This is a genomic window from Winogradskyella vincentii, from assembly GCF_020166345.1.
Taxonomy (GTDB): Bacteria; Bacteroidota; Bacteroidia; order Flavobacteriales; family Flavobacteriaceae; genus Winogradskyella; species Winogradskyella vincentii.
In genome coordinates this window covers 326,795-347,190 of record NZ_JAIUJS010000003.1, presented here as the reverse complement: position 1 = coordinate 347,190, position 20,396 = coordinate 326,795, and the positions used below count along the sequence as shown (strand labels likewise).

Genomic DNA, 20,396 nt, shown 5'->3' with positions numbered 1-20,396 from the left:
AGAGTGTTGGTTTCAATTTACTTCAGTTCTTTGATTGGTTAGTATTTGACCTCCTTTAAGTCTTAATATTTGTTGTGTTCTATTAGCTAAATCTAGGTCATGTGAAATAATGACAAGTGTTGTACCAGCTTCTTTATTTAAATCAAAAAGCAATTGTATAACCTTTTCTCCTGTCTCTTCATCTAAATTACCTGTTGGCTCATCTGCAAACAAGATACTTGGTGTATTGGAAAAGGCTCTGGCTAAAGCAACACGTTGTTGTTCTCCACCAGAAAGTTGTGATGGATAATGATGCATTCTGTCTGCAAGCCCTACTTTTTCCAATAATTCTTTACTTTTATGGATGGCATCCTTTGCCCCTTGCAGTTCTAACGGTATACTCACATTTTCAAGTGCTGTAAGCGTTGGTAATAATTGGAAATTCTGAAAAATAAAACCAACCTCTTTATTACGAAGTTCAGCCCGTTCGTCCTCGTTGAGATTTTTTAAATCAAGCCCACAAAGTTCAACAGTACCAGAATTTGGTTCGTCCAAACCTGCACACAATCCTAATAATGTGGTTTTGCCACTTCCCGAAGGTCCTACTATTGAGAAAGTTTGGCCTTTTTCAACATCAAATGAAATATCTTTTAATACTGTTAACTGTTTTTGCCCACTTTTATAGGTCTTCTCCAAACCGTTAATCTTTAATATCTTTGTCATAGACTTAACAACTTTTACAACGTCTTATGTTCGCATTCCAAAATACACAATTGCAATTGATTTCACTAGGAAGTATAAAACTTAAAATCTTAAAGTTTTGTTATTTTATAGTGGTTATGGTTTTATTAGGTTGTGGTGGTGACAAAGGCAATGATAAATCAACTGAAAGCCAGATGACAACTGAAAAAGATTCAAACGAAAATATGGTTGAAACGACTAAAACTATACTGTGTTTTGGTGATAGCATTACTGCTGGTTACGGCTTAGATGATAGTTCTGATGCTTATCCTGCTATTTTACAACAAAAAATTGATTCTTTAAATCTTAACTATACAGTAATAAATTCTGGTTTGAGTGGTGAAACTTCTTCTGGTGGAAGGAGTAGAATTGATTGGGTTTTACGACAGAATGTAGATATCTTTTTATTAGAACTTGGTGCAAATGATGGCCTTAGAGGTATTCCTCTGACAGAAACAAGATCTAATCTTCAATCTATTATTGAAACTGTAAAGAAGAAATATAGTGATGCCGAAATTATCCTAGCTGGTATGGAACTTCCTCCAAATATGGGACAAGATTACACATCGGAATTTAGATCTGTTTTTGCCGATTTAGCAAAGGAAAATAATGTTACCTTCATTCCATTTATATTAAAGGATGTTGGTGGTATAAAAGAATTAAATCAGCAAGATGGTATACATCCTACAGTTGAAGGCCATAAAATTGTTGCCAATACGGTTTGGGAATCATTAAGACCAATGCTTAACTAAATTTACAAAATCAACTTAGGGATTTCATATCGATAACAAAGCGATATTTAACATCACTTTTAAGCATTCTTTCATAAGCCGTATTAATGTCTTGCATGTTAATGACTTCAACATCAGAAGTGATATTATGCTTGCCACAGAAATCTAATAATTCCTGAGTTTCAGCTATTCCTCCAATTAAAGAACCTGCCAAATTTTTTCGTCCCATAATCATTGGTACTGTCACTAATGGAGATTCAACAGGACCTAAGTATCCAAGCACCACCAAAGTACCATTTGTGCCTAAAGTTGCCATGTATGGATTGAAGTCATGTTCATAAGGGACTGTATCTAAAATTAAATCGAATTTACCCATCACCTTCTCCATTTGAGTTTCATCTGTTGAAATAACTACATCATCAGCACCTAATGCCATAGCATCATCTATTTTATTGGTTGATCTAGAAAACAAAGTGACATGAGCTCCAAGAGCATGTGCTAACTTAATAGCCATGTGCCCTAAGCCACCTAGTCCAACAACTGCTACCTTACTATTTTTATCAACATTCCAGTATCTTAAAGGTGACCATGTTGTTATACCAGCACAAAGTACAGGAGCGATTCCGGCTTGGTCTAAATTATCAGGCACGCTTAGTACAAATTCTTCGTCAACTACAATTTTTTGAGAATACCCTCCATGTGTATTGGTTTGTAGATGTTTATCAAAACCACCATAGGTACCAACCCATTCAGGACAATACTGCTCTAAGTCAGCTTTACAATTATCACAGGTTCTACAAGAATCTACTAAACAGCCTACTGCTACCAAGTCATCAATTTTATATTTTGAAACACCATCACCAACCTCTACAACTCTCCCTACAATTTCATGTCCTGGAACAACTGGATATTGTGTCATTCCCCAGTCATTTCTTGCAAAATGTAAATCTGAATGACAAACACCACAATAAAGAATATCTATGGCAACATCATTTGATGTTACATCTCTTCGTTGAATTTGTAATTGTTTTAAATCTGCTTCTGGTGATTCAGTTCCAAATGCTTGTACTGTCGAAGTATTCATTTTATAGGAGGGTTTTTTTGGTTCTATATAAATTTACAAAAAGTTTGATGAATAATATTGAAATACTTGATATTTAAATAATTAAATTCCTTTTTTGAATCTAATAATTGAATAACAATTGAAATAATTCTGAAGGTGATAATTTATATTAAACAAGAATTTATTACATTGATGTTATTAACTTAATCTTTCATGGCAAACCAACCTAAAGCCTTAAAAAAATTCGGAACATTTGGTGGAGTATTTACACCAACATTGCTTACTATTCTTGGCGTAATTATGTACCTGCGATTGGGTTGGGTTGTCGGTAATGCAGGTTTACTTGGTGCATGGCTAATTATTATTATGTCATTTTTAATAACACTATGTACAGCTTTATCAATGTCTGCTATAACTACAAATATTCGGATTGGTGCGGGTGGTGCATATGCAATAGTTTCACAAGCATTAGGTCTTGAAGTAGGTGGAAGTCTTGGAATACCTAGATACGTGTCTCAAGGTTTAGCGGTAACCATGTACATTTTTGGTTTTAGAGAGGGTTGGTTGGGTATATTTCCTGATCATAATGCATTTTTAGTTGATGTAATTGTATTTGGCGTACTCTTTACAATTGCTTATATAAGTGCCAATCTTGCAATAAAGACCCAATTTATAATAATGGGAATAATTATTTTATCCTTGGTGTCAATTGTTGTTGCGGCTTATGAAGGCTCAATGACCTTACCAGTCAGCGACGCTTTAAGTTGGGGTTCTTTTAAGGGTTCTATGGAAAATGGATTTAGTGGTAGTTCCTTTTGGATGGTATTTGCGGTATTCTTTCCCGCAGCAACTGGCATAATGGCTGGTGCAAATATGTCGGGTGAATTGAAAGATCCTAAAAAGAGTATCCCTAACGGTACGCTTTGGGCTATTGCAGTAAGCTTTGTAATTTATATGTTATTGGCCTTTTGGATTAGTAGAAGTGCCACAGAACAAGAGCTGGTTAGTGATTACTATATAATGGTTGAAAAAGCATATTTCGGGCCATTAATTATAGCAGGTATTTTAGGTGCTACATTTTCATCTGCATTAGCTTCTATTGTAGGTTCTTCGCGAATTTTATTTGCTATGGGCGAGCATAATGTTTTACCCTATTCAAAATTATTAGCAGGTCAAAGTAAAACTGGTCAGCCAAGAAATGCCATGTTGGTAACAGGAATACTGATTTTCTTAACATTATTGTTACGTAATCTTAATGCTGTTGCTCCATTGGTAACTCTTTTCTTTCTCATTACTTACGCGATGATAAATATTGTTGTCATTATTGAACAAAATCTTGGGTTAATTAGCTATAGGCCTATTTTTAAAATTAAGCGCTGGGTACCATGGCTAGGATTAATTTCTTCCATATTTGCCATGTTTATTATTAATCCTACTGTAAGCTTAATCTCAATTATGATTGTTCTCACGGTTTATTGGTATTTGTCCAGGCAAAATTTAGAAACTCCTTTTGAGGATGTACGTTCTGGCTTATTTGTATCCTTTGCTGAGTGGGCTGCAAAGCATACTTGGGGTATGAAAAAGATGCAACAGCGTGCGTGGAAAGCCAATTTAATGGTTCCCGTTAGAGATGTAAACGGTTTAAAAGGAACATTTGAGTTTTTGAGAAATATTGCCAAACCAAAAGGTTCAATAAAACTTTTGGGTATAGAACCATTTACGGAACATAGCTCTCTTGCCCTAAAACTAGATGATATTTCTGCCTCATTTAGGCAAAAAGGAGTCTTCTCCTCCTCTACTGTTATTCATACTAACGAATTTGCTAATGGGATTAATTATGGAAGCCAAGCCTTACAAGGTGCGTTTTTTAGGCCAAATATATTATTCTTAAATCTCCAAGACCATGATGATTATGAGAATGAATTACGCCCTGTAATGAATGAGTCTATCCGATTAGAAATAGGCATATTGCTGTTTTCTTTGCATAAAACCGGCCTTTTAGGACAACGTAATGTGATTAATGTGTGGGTAAGTGATCGCAGAGGAAATTGGGAATTAGGTTGGGACATTGGAAATCTAGATTTATCGATATTGATTGCATACAAACTTAAGATGAATTGGACCGCTCAAATACGACTAATAACTGTATTAGAAAATAAGGAAGATGAAGCAGAAGCAACTGAATTTCTCGATAAATTAATTAATCTGGCCAGACTTCCTAATACGCTAACTGAAATCCATATTGGCAAATTCAGTGATGTTGTAACCGTAGCACCATCGGCAGACCTTAATATTTTTGGAATGGAACCAAATTTAAAATTTGAGTTCATTAAAGAAATGACTACTAAAACAAGTAGTTCGTGCTTATTTGTTAAGGATTCTGGACATGAAAGTATCTTAGCTTAATGGTATTATAGATAAAGAAAAAAAGTCGCAATCACTTAATAATTACGACTTTTTTACAACATGGTTTAGGCACTAATTTATGCAGACTTAGAATTAAGGGTTTAAAATTATATTTCTTTCCGCTACTAAAATACCATCTTCCTTCTTAGGGTTGAGTATTCTAGATAAATGCGATTTTTTTGTTATTTTTTTTCTACATCTTTTAGACAATAATGGATCATCTTCAAATAAAAACGTATCTATTTCATATTCAGTTTTAGATGGCTCCTTTATAACAGGGAAAATCTGTTGTAACTGATTGTAGCGTCTATCATTACCTGGTACAAAAGTGTAGAATGTATATTTACCATCACCATCTGTCTTTACCCAAGCTCTATGATGTACATATCGCTTTTCATTATCCTCACGTAAATCAAAATTACCATTTTCATCAGGTTGTTCAATAAATAGAATCACATCCTTTGCAGGCGTAACACCATCACTTAAGTATATGGTACCTGTGACTTTAAGTTTATCATCTTTTGAATTAAAGTCTGGAATGGTATCAGTATTTTTTAATTGAAGGTCATTATAGTCATAAATTGGATGACGCTCTTGATAATCTGATAAGTCTGAAATGTCTTGAGTATAGGCAGGCTTTATTGCTGAAAGACAAAAGAAAATACACAATAGGCTGGTTAATCTTCTCATTTACTTCGAATTTGGGGTTCAGCCCAAAATTCATTGATTAATTTCATAACTCCCTAAAAATCATATAAATGTCAAATTTTTACGTTGAAATGTAAAAAGTAGCATTTTCTATCGTTAAAAAGCACAAAATCTAGCATTTAAAATAGGCAAAATACAATGTTGTATTTAAATCCTTTATTCAATTATTTAAGTGATTATTTTCATCAAAATATTAAAAATAGACACTAATAATCACTCCAAAAACAAAAAGTATTTCATCGATTAAATATGCTTTTAATCCAGCAATAGTGCAGTTTATCTAAGATATATGCATTTAAAGTGTTAAAAAATATAGTTAAATTTTCTTGTTTTTATGGAATATTTATATAGATTTGCTTCAGAAAGTCCAAATCAAACCCATGAACATGAAAACTAAAATTACACTTTTTAGTGCTATTTTTTTACTTATGATAAGTATGAGTTTTGCTCAGAAAAAAGATAAGAAATCTCAAAGTATTATCGCTGGCAAAACAAGTATCTCAAAATACCATAGTCGAGCTGATTTAGATAATATGCCTAAAGGTGAATTATTGGTATTATATATTGAAAGAATTGAGGTAATAGTAAATATTTTGCCAAATATAGCCTTTGCTACAAAACCTGGCGTAACAATGGAATCATTAGGTATTCCAGAAACGAAAGAAAATAAGAAGGCATTAGAAGAAAATATTGAAGCTTCTGGTGAGTATTTTGAAAGTACAATAGAATTTCAAAAGAAAATTCTACCTTATTCTGACACATCAGATCTTATTGCAGCAATATTATTCTATGAAGAGACCTTGAAATCACTTCATACATACGACGATTTTAAAACAAATTAGTTTTTTTATTTTGATTTTTATTTAGTTAGTAATTAAACCTCGGCAAAATTGTCGAGGTTTTTTTTATTCTTGCGTTCTATAAAAGCTGTAAAAATTCCTCAATTTTGAACCATTTTTATGGTTTTATTGTTTTTATGTAAGAAAAGAAAACAAAACAATATAATATAGTGTATTTCATCGATATTTTTTGTATTTCGTAGGCTTTATTCATAAGTTTGGTTAATTATTAAAGAAGCCGCCAAATTTTAATAACTGAACTGAACTACTATGAGAAAAATTACATTTACTACGCTTGTCGCTTTTCTATTAATTGGCAATTGTTTTGCTCAACAAGAAAAAGGAATTATTGGCTACGATAATTGGCTGGATACTTGGACAGAGTTTCAACCAAGTAAAATTGAATATGAGGAACCTACACAAATATTAAGTGGTAGGATTACTATTGACACTAAATTAACAAAACGTAATACCTATCTTTTAGTTGGTGATGTATTTGTAACTGATAATGCAACACTAAGCATAGAACCAGGCACAGTGATCTTAGGTGATTTTAAAACTAAAGGTACTCTTATAATTAGTAAAGGTTCAAAAATATTAGCAGAAGGAAAGCAAACAGATCCAATTATTTTTACTTCAAACAGAAGTGTAAAGAAACCAGGAGATTGGGGCGGAATTTTTGTTTTAGGTGATGCTCCCTTAAATGCATATGGTAATGAGTCTTCAGTAAACTACGGTCTTAAACCTTCTTCTTTTATGGATATTGTTTATGGTGGCGAGGATTCCGAGAGTAATTCTGGAATATTAAAATATGTAAGAATTGAATTTGCCGGTAAAAGAACAAAACAACACGGAAATCTAAGCGGATTAACACTTGCAGGTGTTGGTAGTGACACTACATTGTATAATGTAATGGTAAGTTATTGTGAAGGAAATTCCTTTAATCTATTAGGTGGTAATTTAATATTGGTTAAAATGGTTTCATTCCGTTCTAATCAAAACGACTATAAATTCAATTATGGCGCTCAATGCAACTTGGTTAATTCTTTGGCTGTAAGATCTCCTTACGTGTCAAGTCCTGATGGTTCTAGAGCACTATATATTTCTTCATACGACTTTAAGGAAGATGCAGATCCAACAAAAGAATACACAAATGTAAACGCAGAGAATTTAACGTTAGTAAATGTATCTAACGATTTAGAATCAGATATTGAAGTTGGTTTAGTACAAGAAGCAATTTATATTGGCAATGATGCTTCGTTTGTGAGTGACAGAAGCGTTATATCTGGATTTAATCCAGCAGTAGTACTAGATGATAAAATTAAAATGAATGATACCAACCTAAGCAAAATTGAGTTTGTTAGAACTTATTTTAACAACTGTAACGGTAATATCTTTAGAAAAGGATACACCAACAACGACGACTTAGAGAGTTGGTACGGTAGTAGAGCATTTAACAACGTATATTCAAAAGGTCCAGATTCAGAAACTTTTATCGGTGCGAGCCATAAAAAATATCCAGATTTTAGATTAAGAATCAACAGAATTATTGCATCTAACGATTACTTTGATGATGATGATGATGATGATGATTAAAAAGTAATTGCCCCAAACAAACCTATTGCTTATAGAAAAAATTACAGTCCTACTTATGTTAACCCCAACAAACCTGAATAAATTTATTCTTAGTCTTTGTTTGCTCATTTCAACTTTTCAAGAGCAAGCAAAGGCTCAAGTCGTTTTAGGTACACCAAACTTAGGGTTTACTCAAGCTTGTGCAAGTGATTCTTTTAATACCTATAGTTTGTCCTTTGTGTTTTCACCAGAAAGTGCATTAGAATCATCAAACCAGTTCAGTATTGAGATGTCAGATCCAGACGGTGATTTTTCAGATTCAACCATTATATATACTTCACAACTAGGTGAGTTTACGACATCACCTGCTACACTAGAATTTTCAATGCCAGAAACTACGGCTGGTGAAAATTATAGATTAAGAGTAAAAAGTAGTGCTCCGGCCTCAAATAGTTCTGGTTCAACAAATTTCGCGGCATATTTTAAATTACAAGATTCTCCATTTACCATTAATAATCTAGTTTCTACTGGTGCGTATTGTACTGGTGGAAGTTATTTATTAACAATAGATAACCCAGGTAACGGTAATAATGATTCTCCATTAAACTATCCATCATTGACATTTAATTGGTTTAGAGAAACAAGCCCTACTACATCTGAATTTATAGCTGAAGGCCCTACTCTATCTGTTAGTACAGAAGGTACTTATTTCGTTGAAACCAATTATGGAACATGTACTTCAAACTCATTTTCCAACAGAGTAACAATTACAGAAGCTTCTTCTGGAGAAGCTGATGCTACGATTGCCTCTAGTTTAGGAAATCCATATTGTCCTGAACAAGGAAATACAACATTAAGTACAATTGGTGGTATTAGCTATCAATGGTATAAAAACGGTGAAATAATTCCTGATGCAACTGAACAGCAATTGCAAACTAATGAATCTGGCTCATTCTCAGTACAAGTAGATCTTGGAGATTGTTCTGCTTCTGGAACTATTGAATTAGTCAGTGAATTATTTAATAGTGAAATTAATGTAGACGAAGTTAACAGTATTGAAGACGGAGAGTCTATTACTGTAATAGTAACCACAGATGCATTGGCACCAGAATTTCAGTGGTACTTTCAGAATCAACTTATTTCGAGTGAAACTTCAGATACCATAGAGGCTTCAAGTTTTGGTGATTATAAAGTTGTGATTACAGAAACTTCAGGATGCAACAGTTCAAAAGCTTATGAATTTACAATTGAAGAGGCTCTAGACCCATTTCCAGATGTAGAAAAATTACCTAATGTAATTAGCCCTAATGGAGATGGCATTAATGATACTTGGGTAATACCTCAAAAGTATGTTAGTGGTACAAATACAGATGTAATGATAATGGATAATCGTGGTGTTGTGGTATTTCAAACAACTGATTATCAAAACAATTGGCCACAAACAAACTTGAATTTAACTAGCATTAATAAAGTTTTCTACTACATCATTACAACGGAAAATGATGAAACTAAAAAAGGCTCAATAACAGTAGTAAAGTAAAATGAGAATGACACCAATCATATTGATTATTATTCTTTTTTCTGTTCAATTTACAATTGCACAAGAAGAAGATGGTGTTGTTGCCTTAAATCTACCTGTTAGAAATTCATTGACATTTAACAAGTACATTATTAATCCAACATTCAGTTTTGTTAGAGAACAATCAAAGTTCATTAGTCTTTATAACAAGAGAGAATGGGTACAGTTTGAAGATGCACCTTTAACCTATATGGCAGGTTATTCAGGAAGATTTGGAGAAAATATTGGAGCTGGTGTGAGCGTATTTCAGCAAAATTTTGGTGTATTAACGACTTTTGGAGGAATTTTAAACTTTGCTTATAATGCTAGAGTTAGCCGAATGAACAACCTAACATTTGGTTTGAACATTGGTGCCTATAGTAGTGGCATTAATACATCTAATGTGGTTACAAACTTTAGTGATCCATCATTAAACAATGTACCATCTAATTTTATTCTTACAACAAGTCCTGGTATTAATTATGGTACAGAATTTTTTGATTTTGGAGTTTCTGTGAACAATTTGGTTTCATACAATTTGCAGACTTCGGAAATGATTGAGGACAATCCTGAGCAAGGTATACAAGCTCACGCGATGTATACTGGGTATATGCAAAGCCGTGGATTTTTTGATAATGCAAAGTTTTCTGCCTTGGTACGTTCAGAATTTAGAAGTGAAGAAACAATAGTTTCGGGAATTGCTATGGTAACAGTACCAAAAGGTATATGGGCACAAGTTGGTTACAATTCAGTATTTGGCCCTTCCGCAGGATTAGGTTTAAATATCACGACACAGATTGCAATTGAATATAATTTTGAAACTACAGTTGGAGATCTTAATAATTTTGGACCTTCACATGATATTACATTAGCTTATAGGTTTAAAGAAAACAAAAACTACTACTATAGTGGTGATGACGAAATAAGTGGCCTAATTTCAACTGAGCCTAGAAGAGGTCGTTCAAGAACAGCATCTGCTTCAAGAAGACGTAAAACAAATACAACATCAAAGAAAGCCACTACTGCAAAACCAGTAGCAATTGTAAAATCTTCTGAAGAAACAATCAATCAGGAAAATACTTCTGTACAAGGAGAGCAAGATGCCAAACTATTAGAAGAGCAAAGAGCTAAAGAAGAGGCTGAAACTCAGGCTAAACTTTTAGCAGAGCAAAAAGCTAAAGAAGAGGCTGAAGCTCAGGCCAAACGTTTAGCAGAACAAAAGGCTAAGGAAGAAGCTGAAACTCAGGCTAAACTATTAGCAGAGCAAAAAGCTAAAGAAGAGGCTGAAGCTCAGGCCAAACTTTTAGCAGAACAAAAGGCTAAAGAAGAGGCTGAAACTCAGGCTAAACTTTTAGCAGAACAAAAAGCAAAGGAAGAAGCTGAGGCACAATCTATACTGATAGCAGAGCAAAAAGCTAAAGAAGAGGCTGAAGCACAAGCTAAACTATTAGCAGAGCAAAAAGCTAAAGAAGAGGCTGAAACTCAGGCTAAACTTTTAGCAGAACAAAAAGCTAAGGAAGAGGCTGAAGCTCAAGCTAAATTGTTAGAGGAACAAAAAGCTAAGGACGAAGCTGAAGCCAAGTTGCTCGAAGAACAAAAAGCCGAAAAAGAATTAATTACAAATCCTAAAGATGAGTTTGGTAAGACCATGTTAGGAATGGATTCAATTGTTGAAGCAACTAAAAAAGAGCAAGACAAACTATTAAGTGATTATAACGCTATAATAGAAATTAAAGATGAAGATTTAAAAGCACTTAAAGAAGAAAATGACCTAAGCGAACAAGGAATAACAGTTGCACCACGTCCCTTTAAAAGTGTTACGGTAGAAAATAATAAACTAAATGCTATAAAAGCTGATTTAGATAGGATAATTGAAGATCAAAACAAGAAAATTGAAGACTTGAAATCACTTTATGAAGAACAAACTAAAATTGGAGATACGTTAACTAACGAGACTGTTTTATTGTTTTACAGAAAGAAAATAAAGCGTTTAGAGGCAGAACAATTGCAGGCCCTTGAAACTAAACAACAATTGGAAGCGCGATTAGAAACTATTAGAGTAGCAACAGAATTTGAAAAAAGAAGACGTATCGTAAGAGCAGCCTATGATAATGAAGAGGAGCGTTATGCGCAAGATAGAGCTACATTAAAGACAATTAAATCAATCACGTCCTTATCAGATACACCATACTCTGAAAATGATTTTGATTTTGGTGAAAATCAGGGCAATAGTATTAAGATACTTAAGAATATCAATAACGTAGAAAGTGGATTCTATTTGGTGCTTGCAGTACATAGCAATATTACTAAAAGAAATGACTTTGTTACTAAGGTTATTGCTTCTGGCAGACAAGATGTGGATTTCTTTTACGACGTGAGTACAAGCAAATATTATATCTATACTGATAAATTTAATAGTCTTCAAGAAGCAAATGAAGCACTGAACAAAAAAGGAACGAGACCATATAATATAAATATGTCCCTCATGAAAATAGAAAACTAAATAGTTAAGCAATGCTATGATTTAGTCTGAGCCCTAATGACTATTTCAAAGTGAAAATTTAAAAGCCATGAAAAGACCTACATTTTCAAGAATTATAATTCTAATTACCATTCTGGTAATGGGGCTTCAATCATATGCCCAGAATTATGAGCCATTTACACCAAGATTTAATCAAGATTTAAAAGGGGATATTGTATTAATTGGTAATAATATTCTTGGACCAGATAATAATCCATTTAATGATTTAAATATATACAACCATAATGTAGATATGCAATATATCGATATTGATGGTGATCCTTCTACTTTCAGTTCGTCTAGTGCAGACTTAGAAATTCCTAACCCAAACTGTTATAGAATTATTTATGCAGGTTTGTATTGGGGTGCTGTAAATCCAGGCAGTGAACCAATAACGGAAGTGAAATTCATGGGTCCTGAAGGAGGATATAACGATATTACAGGAACAATAATATATGACGCAAATGGTACGACTGTTGATGGTGGAGATAGTTTTTCTTATGCGTGTTTTGCAGACGTTACAGACATTGTTACTGGATTTGGAAACGATTTAGGCACATATACTGTTGCCAATGTCTCTTCTGCAACTGGAGAAACTGCAACATTTAATCCATTTAACGGTACGGGTCAATCAGCTGGTTGGTCACTATTTATTGTATATGAAGATCCAACATTACCTGGTAAATCTATTACGAGTTTTGATGGTTTCAGTGCCATTAGTGTTCCTGGTGGAAATCCGACATTAGATATCCCAGTGGATGGTTTTAGAACGGTCCCTGCTCCTGCTCCAGTTAGAGCAAATTTTGCTTTTGCAACACTTGAAGGAGACAGTCCTATTTTAGGAGATCAATTATTACTCAACGGGACTAACCTTTCTACAGTTGATAGACCTGCAACTAACTTCTTTAATAGCTCAGTTACACGTTTAGATGCAACTCCCGTAACAAATAGAGTACCAAATAGTGCTAATACTTTAGGATTTGATACTGGTACAATTACGGTACCTAATCCAGGTAATTCTGTAATTGCTAATGATGCCACATCTGGAGTTATTACTTTAGAGACAAGCGGTGATACTTATTTTCCGTATTTCTTTGCCTTTGCTGTAGAAATCATCGAGCCTAACATAGTTCTTACAAAAATAGTAGAAGACGATATGGGTAATGATATTGGAGGTCAGTTAGTGGATTTAGGTGCACCGTTGAATTACGTAATTGGTTTTCAGAATACTGGTAATGATAATGCAACTAATTTTCAAATTAGAGATATACTCCCAATCAATATCATCTTTAATTATCCAACAGACTTAATTTTACCACCTGGAGTTACTGTTGCCAGTTATAATCCAACAACTCGAGAAATAATATTCAATATTGATAATTCTTTAGTAGAAGAGAATGATCCTGTTTATGAAATAAGAATTGAAGTACAAGTAGTTGATTCGTGTGGTGAATTGGCAGATGCTTGTTCTAATATTATCAATAATCAAGCTTATGCAACATATAATGGCTTTTTTAACCCGATATTTCAAATCACAGATGATCCAAGTTTAAACAGCAATACAGGTTGTTTATTCACTCCACAAGCAACTAATTTCTTGGCAGATTTAGACTGTCAGTTTATAGAGGAAGTTATACTATGTGGTGATTCTGTAGAACTAACGGCAGCTAATGGATATGATTCATACACATGGTCCACAAGTCCAACTGGTACACCTGTAATTGGAAATACGCAAACAATTACTGTTAATGCTTCAGGGACTTATTATTCCTTTAATAATGCAATTGCACCTTGTCAATCTATTGAGCAACAATATGAAGTTCAATTATTTGGAGGAGATGTTGAAAACCCTGTTATTCCATATGCAGATGAAGTTGTGACTTGTCCTAATGATGGTAAATTATTACCGAATATTTTCTTATGTGGTGCTGGTGATTCGAGATTTATTGAAACAAATATTGCCAATACCACGTCAATCATATGGGAACAACTAGACGAATCTAGTTGTACTGCTGTTGTAGATCCAGATTGCGCTAATGAAGATAGTTCATGTGTTTGGAATCAAGTGGCTACAGGACCAGATTTTCTGGCAGATTCATCAGGTCAATTCAGACTTACATTAAACTATCCTGGAGGATGTTTTAATCAGTTTTACTTTAATGTTTATGAAAATATACTCAATCCAACGGTAGAATCTAATGACATTATTTGTGCTACGCCTGGTAATATAATTGTAAACGACGTACCTAATGGATATGAATACAGTTTAGACGGTGTAAACTACCAATCAAGTAATTTATTTTCTGTAAGTACACCTGGTACTTATACTGTTTATATAAGACAAGTAGGTATTCCTACAAACCCATGTATTTTCTCAGTACCTGAAGTACTAATCAGAGATAGGGATTTCTCTGGTGAGGCTACAGTTATTCAGCCTTTATGTAATGGCGGACAGGGTAGTATACTTTTAGCTGCAAATGATATTGACCCTCAATACTCCTACTCTATTTTTAATGGTGGAACTTTGGTTAATAGTGTTGGGCCCATAACAGAAAACACATATAATTTTGAGAACTTAAATGCTGGAACTTATACGGTAACAGTTGAATCTGAAAATGGTTGTATCTATTCTGAGGATGTTACCATTACTGATCCACCATTATTAACGGTTACGGCTGCAATTACAATACCTTTATCTTGTACTGACGGTGAGATTACCATTTACCCAGTTGGAGGAACACCGCCTTACTTTTATTATATAAATAGTACTACTGATTTTCAAACAGTACCTAAATTTACCGTTAGTAGTGCAGGTACATACGATATAACGGTTGTTGATTCTAACAACTGTAGTGCAGACACAACAATCACTGTTGATCCAATCCCAGAGCCAGTGTTCAATATTTCAACCACAGATATTTTATGTGGTGGCACAGGTGATACCGGTACAATAACAATAAATGTTACAAACCCAAATGGAAATAGCATTCAATATAGTATTGATGGAGGAACTACATTTGTAAATTCGAATGTATTTTCTGGTTTGACTGCAGGTGACTATGATGTCATTATACAATACACATCTGGAACAGCAATATGTAACACAAATACTCAGAGCGTTTCAATAATTGAAAACACAGCCATTTCAGGGACTGCAGAGTTAACGAGTACGTTTTCTTGTACAGGCGATGGAACTATAACCGTAACAAGTGTTACTGGAGGAAATCCTCCATATACCTATAGTATTGATGGCACAAATTTTCAATCTAGTAACGTATTCAATAATTTAACTCCAGGAACTTACACTATTACTATCAGTGATGCTAATATTTGTACATATGTTGCAAATACAATTGTAATAGATCCTATTGACCCACCAACTGATATGGAGTTTGATAATACTCCTATTACTTGTCCAACGAATACGAGCACAGTTTCTATAACAAATACTATTGGAGGGACGGGAACTCTTGAATACCAAATTATTGCACCTGCTGCTGCAACAACGGCATATCAAACATCAAATAGCTTTAGTGGATTAGTTCCAGGAACCTATACATTTCAGGTAAGAGATGAAAATGGATGTACATATGTTGAGTCATATACATTAGACCCAATACCATCTCCTTCTGTTAATGTAATATTAACACAAGATCTTAACTGTACTATTAGTCCTGATGCCATATTATCAGGAACAATTACTGGTCCTGCACCTTATACATATGCTGTTTCAATTAATGGTGGTGCTTATGCTCCATTAGGAAGTACAGGGACTACATTCAATTATTCAACTTCAACAGACGGAACCTATCAATTTGAAATTACGGATGCAAATGGATGTATAGCTGAATCTTCTGTCATTACAATAAATCCGTTGTCAGCACCAGAAATTAGTTTTATAACACAAAGTCAAGATATTCTTTGTAATGGTGAATCAAATGGTTCCTTAGATATTACAATTGATACCTCAGCTGGTACACCTCCGTTTACAATAAATATTTATAATGATACAACTGCCACCAATTACGGAAACCAGACATCAAGTTTACCAGCTGGTTCATATACAATTACTTTAACAGACGCTAATTCTTGTACAGATACAGAAACTGTTGTAATAAGCGAACCAGACGCAATAAATGTTAACTATAGTACAGTTGATATTACTTGTGGTCCAGGTGGAGTCTCTCAAGGTTCAGTAATTATAGATTCTGTAACAGGTGGTACAGCACCATACAATTATTTTGTTACTGGAACTAACGGTTACGCCAACTCAGAATTAAATACTACAGGATCAACTTCTGTAAGTTTTGATGTAGTTGATTTTGGTTTATATGAAATTAATGTAGTTGATGCTAATGGGTGCTCTATTCTTGTTCAAGATGTACTTGTAGCATCTCCTCCTACAGATTTAGATATTAATATTAATACAACAGTTAACTGCGCAACTGGTGGAGAAGCTGTAGTAAGTATAGGAACTTCCTTAGTTAGTAGCGGTCCATTCTTTTTCAGTATTTACCAAGGACCTATTTCGGTTTACCCTAACCCACCAGGTTCTTGGATACCTGAGGATGCGCCAGGCAGTCAATCAGCAACTTTTACAGGTCTTACACCTGGTGTAAGTTATACCTTCATTGTTTATGACCAGTCAACAAATTGTAGTTATTATGAGCCGGCAACTGCTCCTATCCCAACCAGTTCAACTCTTACGCTAAGTGCTGTAGGATCAAACAATATTACTTGTACAGGGAGTGCGGATGGTAATGTATCATTTACTATAAATAGTATTTACGGAACTTCCGTAGATGTAAACTATGAAATATTTGATTCATTAACATTAGCTAGTACAGGTATATCAGGTAGTGGAACAGTAAATGCAAACGGATCCTTAACTGTTACAGATTTAGGACCACTGGATTTTGGAAACTATTATGTTTGGATAAGCGAAACATCCGGACCCAATGCAGGTTGTGGTGTAGTAACAGCGCCTTTTAATATCACAGAATCTGCCTTTCCATTAGAACTGACAGTTAACATAGATCAAAATGCAAATTGTAATGCAAACTCAGGTATAATCAGTGCATTTGGTGAAAATGGAACAGCACCATATGAATATCAATTGACCACAACTGCAACTGCTCCTTTAGCATCAGATAGTGGATGGTCTTCGACGAGCACTTTTAACAGAGATGCAGGTAATTATTATGTTCATGTATTAGACACCTACGGATGTATTGTTTCTAGTCCTGTTGTAATTTTACCTCAGGATGACACACCAGTTATTTCTGCCACAGTAATTGACAATTGTTTGCTTTCTGATGGAAATTTTGAAATAGATGTAAACTTAGACACAGCAGGAATAGCGCCATATAGCATCAGTATAGATGGTGGTGCCTTCCAAACACAATCGTTCCCGTTTACCATTTCAAATTTATTTTCTGGTACGCACACTATTGAAATTCAAGATGCAAATGGATGTGGCAATTTAGTTAGTGTTGATGTTTATGCTCCAATTGAGATTAACGGTTCACTTTTAGCTACACCGTCATGTAATAACGATGATGGCGAAATTACTATTAGTGCATCCCAAGGTTCAGGGAGTTATGCCTATAGTATTAGTCCAAATCCTGCGACAACAGTATTGACAGGTAATACATATTCAGGATTACCAGCTGGAGTTTACACAATAACTGTTACAGACACAGTGACTTTATGTACTGAAGACATAACAATTGCAGTTCCAGAAGCAACACCTCCTACTATAATTACTACACCATACTTGGTAACTTGTTTTGGTGATAATTCAGGTAGTTTTGATTTACTGGTTAATGGTTATAACGGTTCGTACACATATGAAGTTTTCGATAGCACAAATACATCAGTATTTGGAACTGTAAACGCAAATACATCTACTAATCCAATAAATGTTAATGGATTAGCTGGAGGTACATATTCAGTTGTAATAACTGAGACTTATGTTCCATTTTGTAATGCTTCGACAGATATTATAATTCCTTCACCAATAGATAATTTAACGGTTACAGCGTCGGAAACATCAAATGTTACTTGCGATAATAACCAAGGAACAATTGTTGCAATTGCAGAAGGCGGTTGGGGAGATTATGAATATGAGTTAACAGGTGACGCGTCTATTCCGTTTTCAAGTAATGGTACATTTACAGGGTTATCAGCTGGTAACTATACGATTAATGTAAGAGATGCTGAAAATTGTATTGCTTCAACCAATATTGTTTTAGATATACCAAATCCAATTTCTGCAGATTTTACTCCTAGCACAAATAGTTTGTCATGTTTTGGAGATCAAAATGGAACCATTACAATTGATAATGTATCTGGTGGACAAGGTAGTAATTATACATATACATTAAATACAATTTCACCAACAGTAAGTTCTTCAGGTCCTCAAACATCAAATGTGTTTACTGACTTAGGTGCGGGTACATATTCGGTTACCATTGAAGATGGATTCAATTGTACTTTAACCTCGGTTGATATTGTTATATCAGAACCAACACCTGTAAATGCCAATTTAGTAGTTAACACTACCCAGTCTTGTAATACTGACACCACTCTTACGCTAAGTGCTACAGGTGGAACAGGTTCTTACACATATAGTGATAATCCTAACTTTAGTACTATTCTAGGTAGTTTTACAACGTCTACAACTTTCACTGTAACTCCTGGAACTTATGACTACTATGTTAGAGATGCAAATAATTGTATTGCATCAATTTCAAATGAAATCACTATAGATCCTTTACCTGAGCTTTCTATTGTTTTAGATTCTACAAATCCTACAATTAATTGTGCTGGAGATAATAATGGATCAATTACCGCAACAGCTCAAGGTGGTTTAGGAGATTACGTATATACCTTACAAGATGGAAATGGGAATGATATAACTGCCACACAGGACTTACCAGGATACTTTACTGGTTTAGTGGCAGGTGATTATGTTGTATCTGTAGAAAGTCAAGATTGTTCGGTTACATCGTCTCCAATTTCAATTACTGAACCTACAACAGCTCTTGACGCTACAATTGCCATAACAGATGTAACATGTACAGGTACTGAAAATGGTGCCGTGGAAATCACTGCAACTGGAGGAACAGGAATCGTTAAATATGCAATTTCACCACAATTGAATCAATTTTTCGAAACGAATGTATTTGAAAATCTTTCACCTGGTGATTATGATTTGATAGTTCAAGATGAATTAGGATGTTACTTAACATTTAATTTCACTATTTCAGAACCTGACCAAGTAATCCTAAGTATCGTACCAGATTCTTTATTTCCAGAGGTGTGTGATGGTGATATGGATGGCGAGTTTAGCATAGATATATCAGGTGGCAACTTACCATATAGTGTGAGTTTAGATAATTATGATGGTCCATATACTACAGGTCTTGCAACACAAACACAATTTGACTTTACTGGTTTAGGAGGTGGAGATCACATAGTATATGTGCGTGATGCAGAAGGTTGTGAATCTGAATGGAATATTACATTCCCAGAACCAGTAATAATAAATCCTGATGTAGCTGTAGAATATGTATGTCAGGATAATTCCCAAGGTAACACTGTTACTGTTTCAATAGATGATTCAAATACAGATCTAACTGAGTTTGATTATTCACTTGACGGAGGTCCTTACCAGGCAAGTAACATTTTTACAGATGTTCCGGTTGGTCCTGATCATTATATTGAAGTAAGGCATACAAATGGATGTATTCAGTCTACACCATTATTTGATATTGAAGGTTATGAACCAGTAGAACTACAATTATCTGAAGGCGAAATAAATGAAATTCTTGCCAATGCAACAGGTGGATCTGGAGAATATACCTATTACATGAATGATGAAGATTATGGAGATCAAACATCTTTCATCATTACGGAGTCTGGTATTTATACTATCACTGTAGTTGACAGTAGCGGTTGTATTGCCGAAGCGCAAATTGAATTAGAATTTATAGATATATGTATTCCAAATTGGTTTACACCAAATGGAGATGGTGAATATGATACATGGTCACCAGGTTGTACTGAAAACTATCCAAATCTAACCTTTGACATTTTTGATAGATATGGTAGAAAGGTTGCGACTTATCAGGTAGGTGAAGTTTGGGATGGTAGATATAACGGACATGAATTACCAACAGGCGATTATTGGTTTGTTGTAAAAACAAATGATCCTAATGTCGATAAAGAGTTTGTTGGACATTTTACACTATACAGGTAAGCCCTCTAAAAT

Annotated in this window: 10 protein-coding genes; 7 read left to right on the top strand and 3 right to left on the bottom strand. The window is 34.3% G+C overall.

Going from position 1 to position 20,396, the window contains the following annotated elements; all coding sequences use genetic code 11:
- Positions 1 to 12: 12 nt before the first annotated feature.
- On the bottom strand, positions 13 to 702 hold the full coding sequence (locus LBV24_RS07440; protein WP_224477969.1) for an ABC transporter ATP-binding protein: 690 nt from the start codon (positions 700 to 702) through the stop codon (positions 13 to 15).
- A 26-nt stretch (positions 703 to 728) separates the two neighbouring features.
- Here LBV24_RS07440 and LBV24_RS07435 point away from each other — a divergent pair, with 26 nt between their 5' ends.
- Entirely contained in the window at positions 729 to 1,472 is a 744-nt protein-coding gene (locus tag LBV24_RS07435) for an arylesterase (RefSeq protein WP_224477968.1), read from the top strand.
- A 10-nt stretch (positions 1,473 to 1,482) separates the two neighbouring features.
- Here LBV24_RS07435 and LBV24_RS07430 read toward each other — a convergent pair whose 3' ends face one another.
- On the bottom strand, positions 1,483 to 2,535 hold the full coding sequence (locus LBV24_RS07430) for an NAD(P)-dependent alcohol dehydrogenase (RefSeq protein ID WP_224477967.1): 1,053 nt from the start codon (positions 2,533 to 2,535) through the stop codon (positions 1,483 to 1,485).
- Positions 2,536 to 2,727: 192 nt separating this feature from the next.
- Here LBV24_RS07430 and LBV24_RS07425 point away from each other — a divergent pair, with 192 nt between their 5' ends.
- A complete protein-coding gene (locus tag LBV24_RS07425; RefSeq protein WP_224477966.1) occupies positions 2,728 to 4,920 on the top strand; it encodes an amino acid permease in 2,193 nt (730 codons plus the stop codon).
- A gap of 93 nt (positions 4,921 to 5,013) precedes the next feature.
- Here the strand turns inward: LBV24_RS07425 and LBV24_RS07420 are convergent, their stop codons facing one another.
- Positions 5,014 to 5,610, bottom strand: coding sequence for a peptidase associated/transthyretin-like domain-containing protein (locus LBV24_RS07420; RefSeq protein ID WP_224477965.1), 597 nt, complete (start codon positions 5,608 to 5,610; stop codon positions 5,014 to 5,016).
- 404 nt (positions 5,611 to 6,014) lie between these two features.
- Between LBV24_RS07420 and LBV24_RS07415 the strand changes: the two genes are divergently transcribed.
- From LBV24_RS07415 to LBV24_RS07395, 5 genes are all read left to right on the top strand, one after another.
- Positions 6,015 to 6,470, top strand: a complete 456-nt coding sequence (locus tag LBV24_RS07415) for a hypothetical protein (protein WP_224477964.1) — start codon at positions 6,015 to 6,017, stop codon at positions 6,468 to 6,470.
- Positions 6,471 to 6,737: 267 nt separating this feature from the next.
- The gene (locus tag LBV24_RS07410; protein WP_224477963.1) at positions 6,738 to 8,063 is read left to right on the top strand and encodes a hypothetical protein; all 1,326 of its coding nucleotides are present in this window, start codon (positions 6,738 to 6,740) and stop codon (positions 8,061 to 8,063) included.
- A 55-nt stretch (positions 8,064 to 8,118) separates the two neighbouring features.
- Positions 8,119 to 9,582, top strand: coding sequence for a T9SS type B sorting domain-containing protein (locus LBV24_RS07405; protein ID WP_224477962.1), 1,464 nt, complete (start codon positions 8,119 to 8,121; stop codon positions 9,580 to 9,582).
- A 7-nt stretch (positions 9,583 to 9,589) separates the two neighbouring features.
- On the top strand, positions 9,590 to 12,103 hold the full coding sequence (locus tag LBV24_RS07400; RefSeq protein WP_224477961.1) for a PorP/SprF family type IX secretion system membrane protein: 2,514 nt from the start codon (positions 9,590 to 9,592) through the stop codon (positions 12,101 to 12,103).
- A 67-nt stretch (positions 12,104 to 12,170) separates the two neighbouring features.
- Positions 12,171 to 20,384: a T9SS type B sorting domain-containing protein gene (locus tag LBV24_RS07395; RefSeq protein ID WP_224477960.1), complete on the top strand. Its 8,214-nt coding sequence runs from the start codon at positions 12,171 to 12,173 to the stop codon at positions 20,382 to 20,384.
- Positions 20,385 to 20,396 lie beyond the last annotated feature (12 nt).

Coding starts and splice junctions, on each gene's coding strand:
- LBV24_RS07420 (WP_224477965.1), bottom strand. CDS start 5,610: ATGAGAAGATTAACCAGCCTATTGTGTATTTTCTTTTGTCTTTCAGCA.
- LBV24_RS07430 (WP_224477967.1), bottom strand. CDS start 2,535: ATGAATACTTCGACAGTACAAGCATTTGGAACTGAATCACCAGAAGCA.
- LBV24_RS07435 (WP_224477968.1), top strand. CDS start 729: ATGTTCGCATTCCAAAATACACAATTGCAATTGATTTCACTAGGAAGT.
- LBV24_RS07395 (WP_224477960.1), top strand. CDS start 12,171: ATGAAAAGACCTACATTTTCAAGAATTATAATTCTAATTACCATTCTG.
- LBV24_RS07405 (WP_224477962.1), top strand. CDS start 8,119: ATGTTAACCCCAACAAACCTGAATAAATTTATTCTTAGTCTTTGTTTG.
- LBV24_RS07400 (WP_224477961.1), top strand. CDS start 9,590: ATGACACCAATCATATTGATTATTATTCTTTTTTCTGTTCAATTTACA.
- LBV24_RS07425 (WP_224477966.1), top strand. CDS start 2,728: ATGGCAAACCAACCTAAAGCCTTAAAAAAATTCGGAACATTTGGTGGA.
- LBV24_RS07410 (WP_224477963.1), top strand. CDS start 6,738: ATGAGAAAAATTACATTTACTACGCTTGTCGCTTTTCTATTAATTGGC.
- LBV24_RS07415 (WP_224477964.1), top strand. CDS start 6,015: ATGAAAACTAAAATTACACTTTTTAGTGCTATTTTTTTACTTATGATA.
- LBV24_RS07440 (WP_224477969.1), bottom strand. CDS start 702: ATGACAAAGATATTAAAGATTAACGGTTTGGAGAAGACCTATAAAAGT.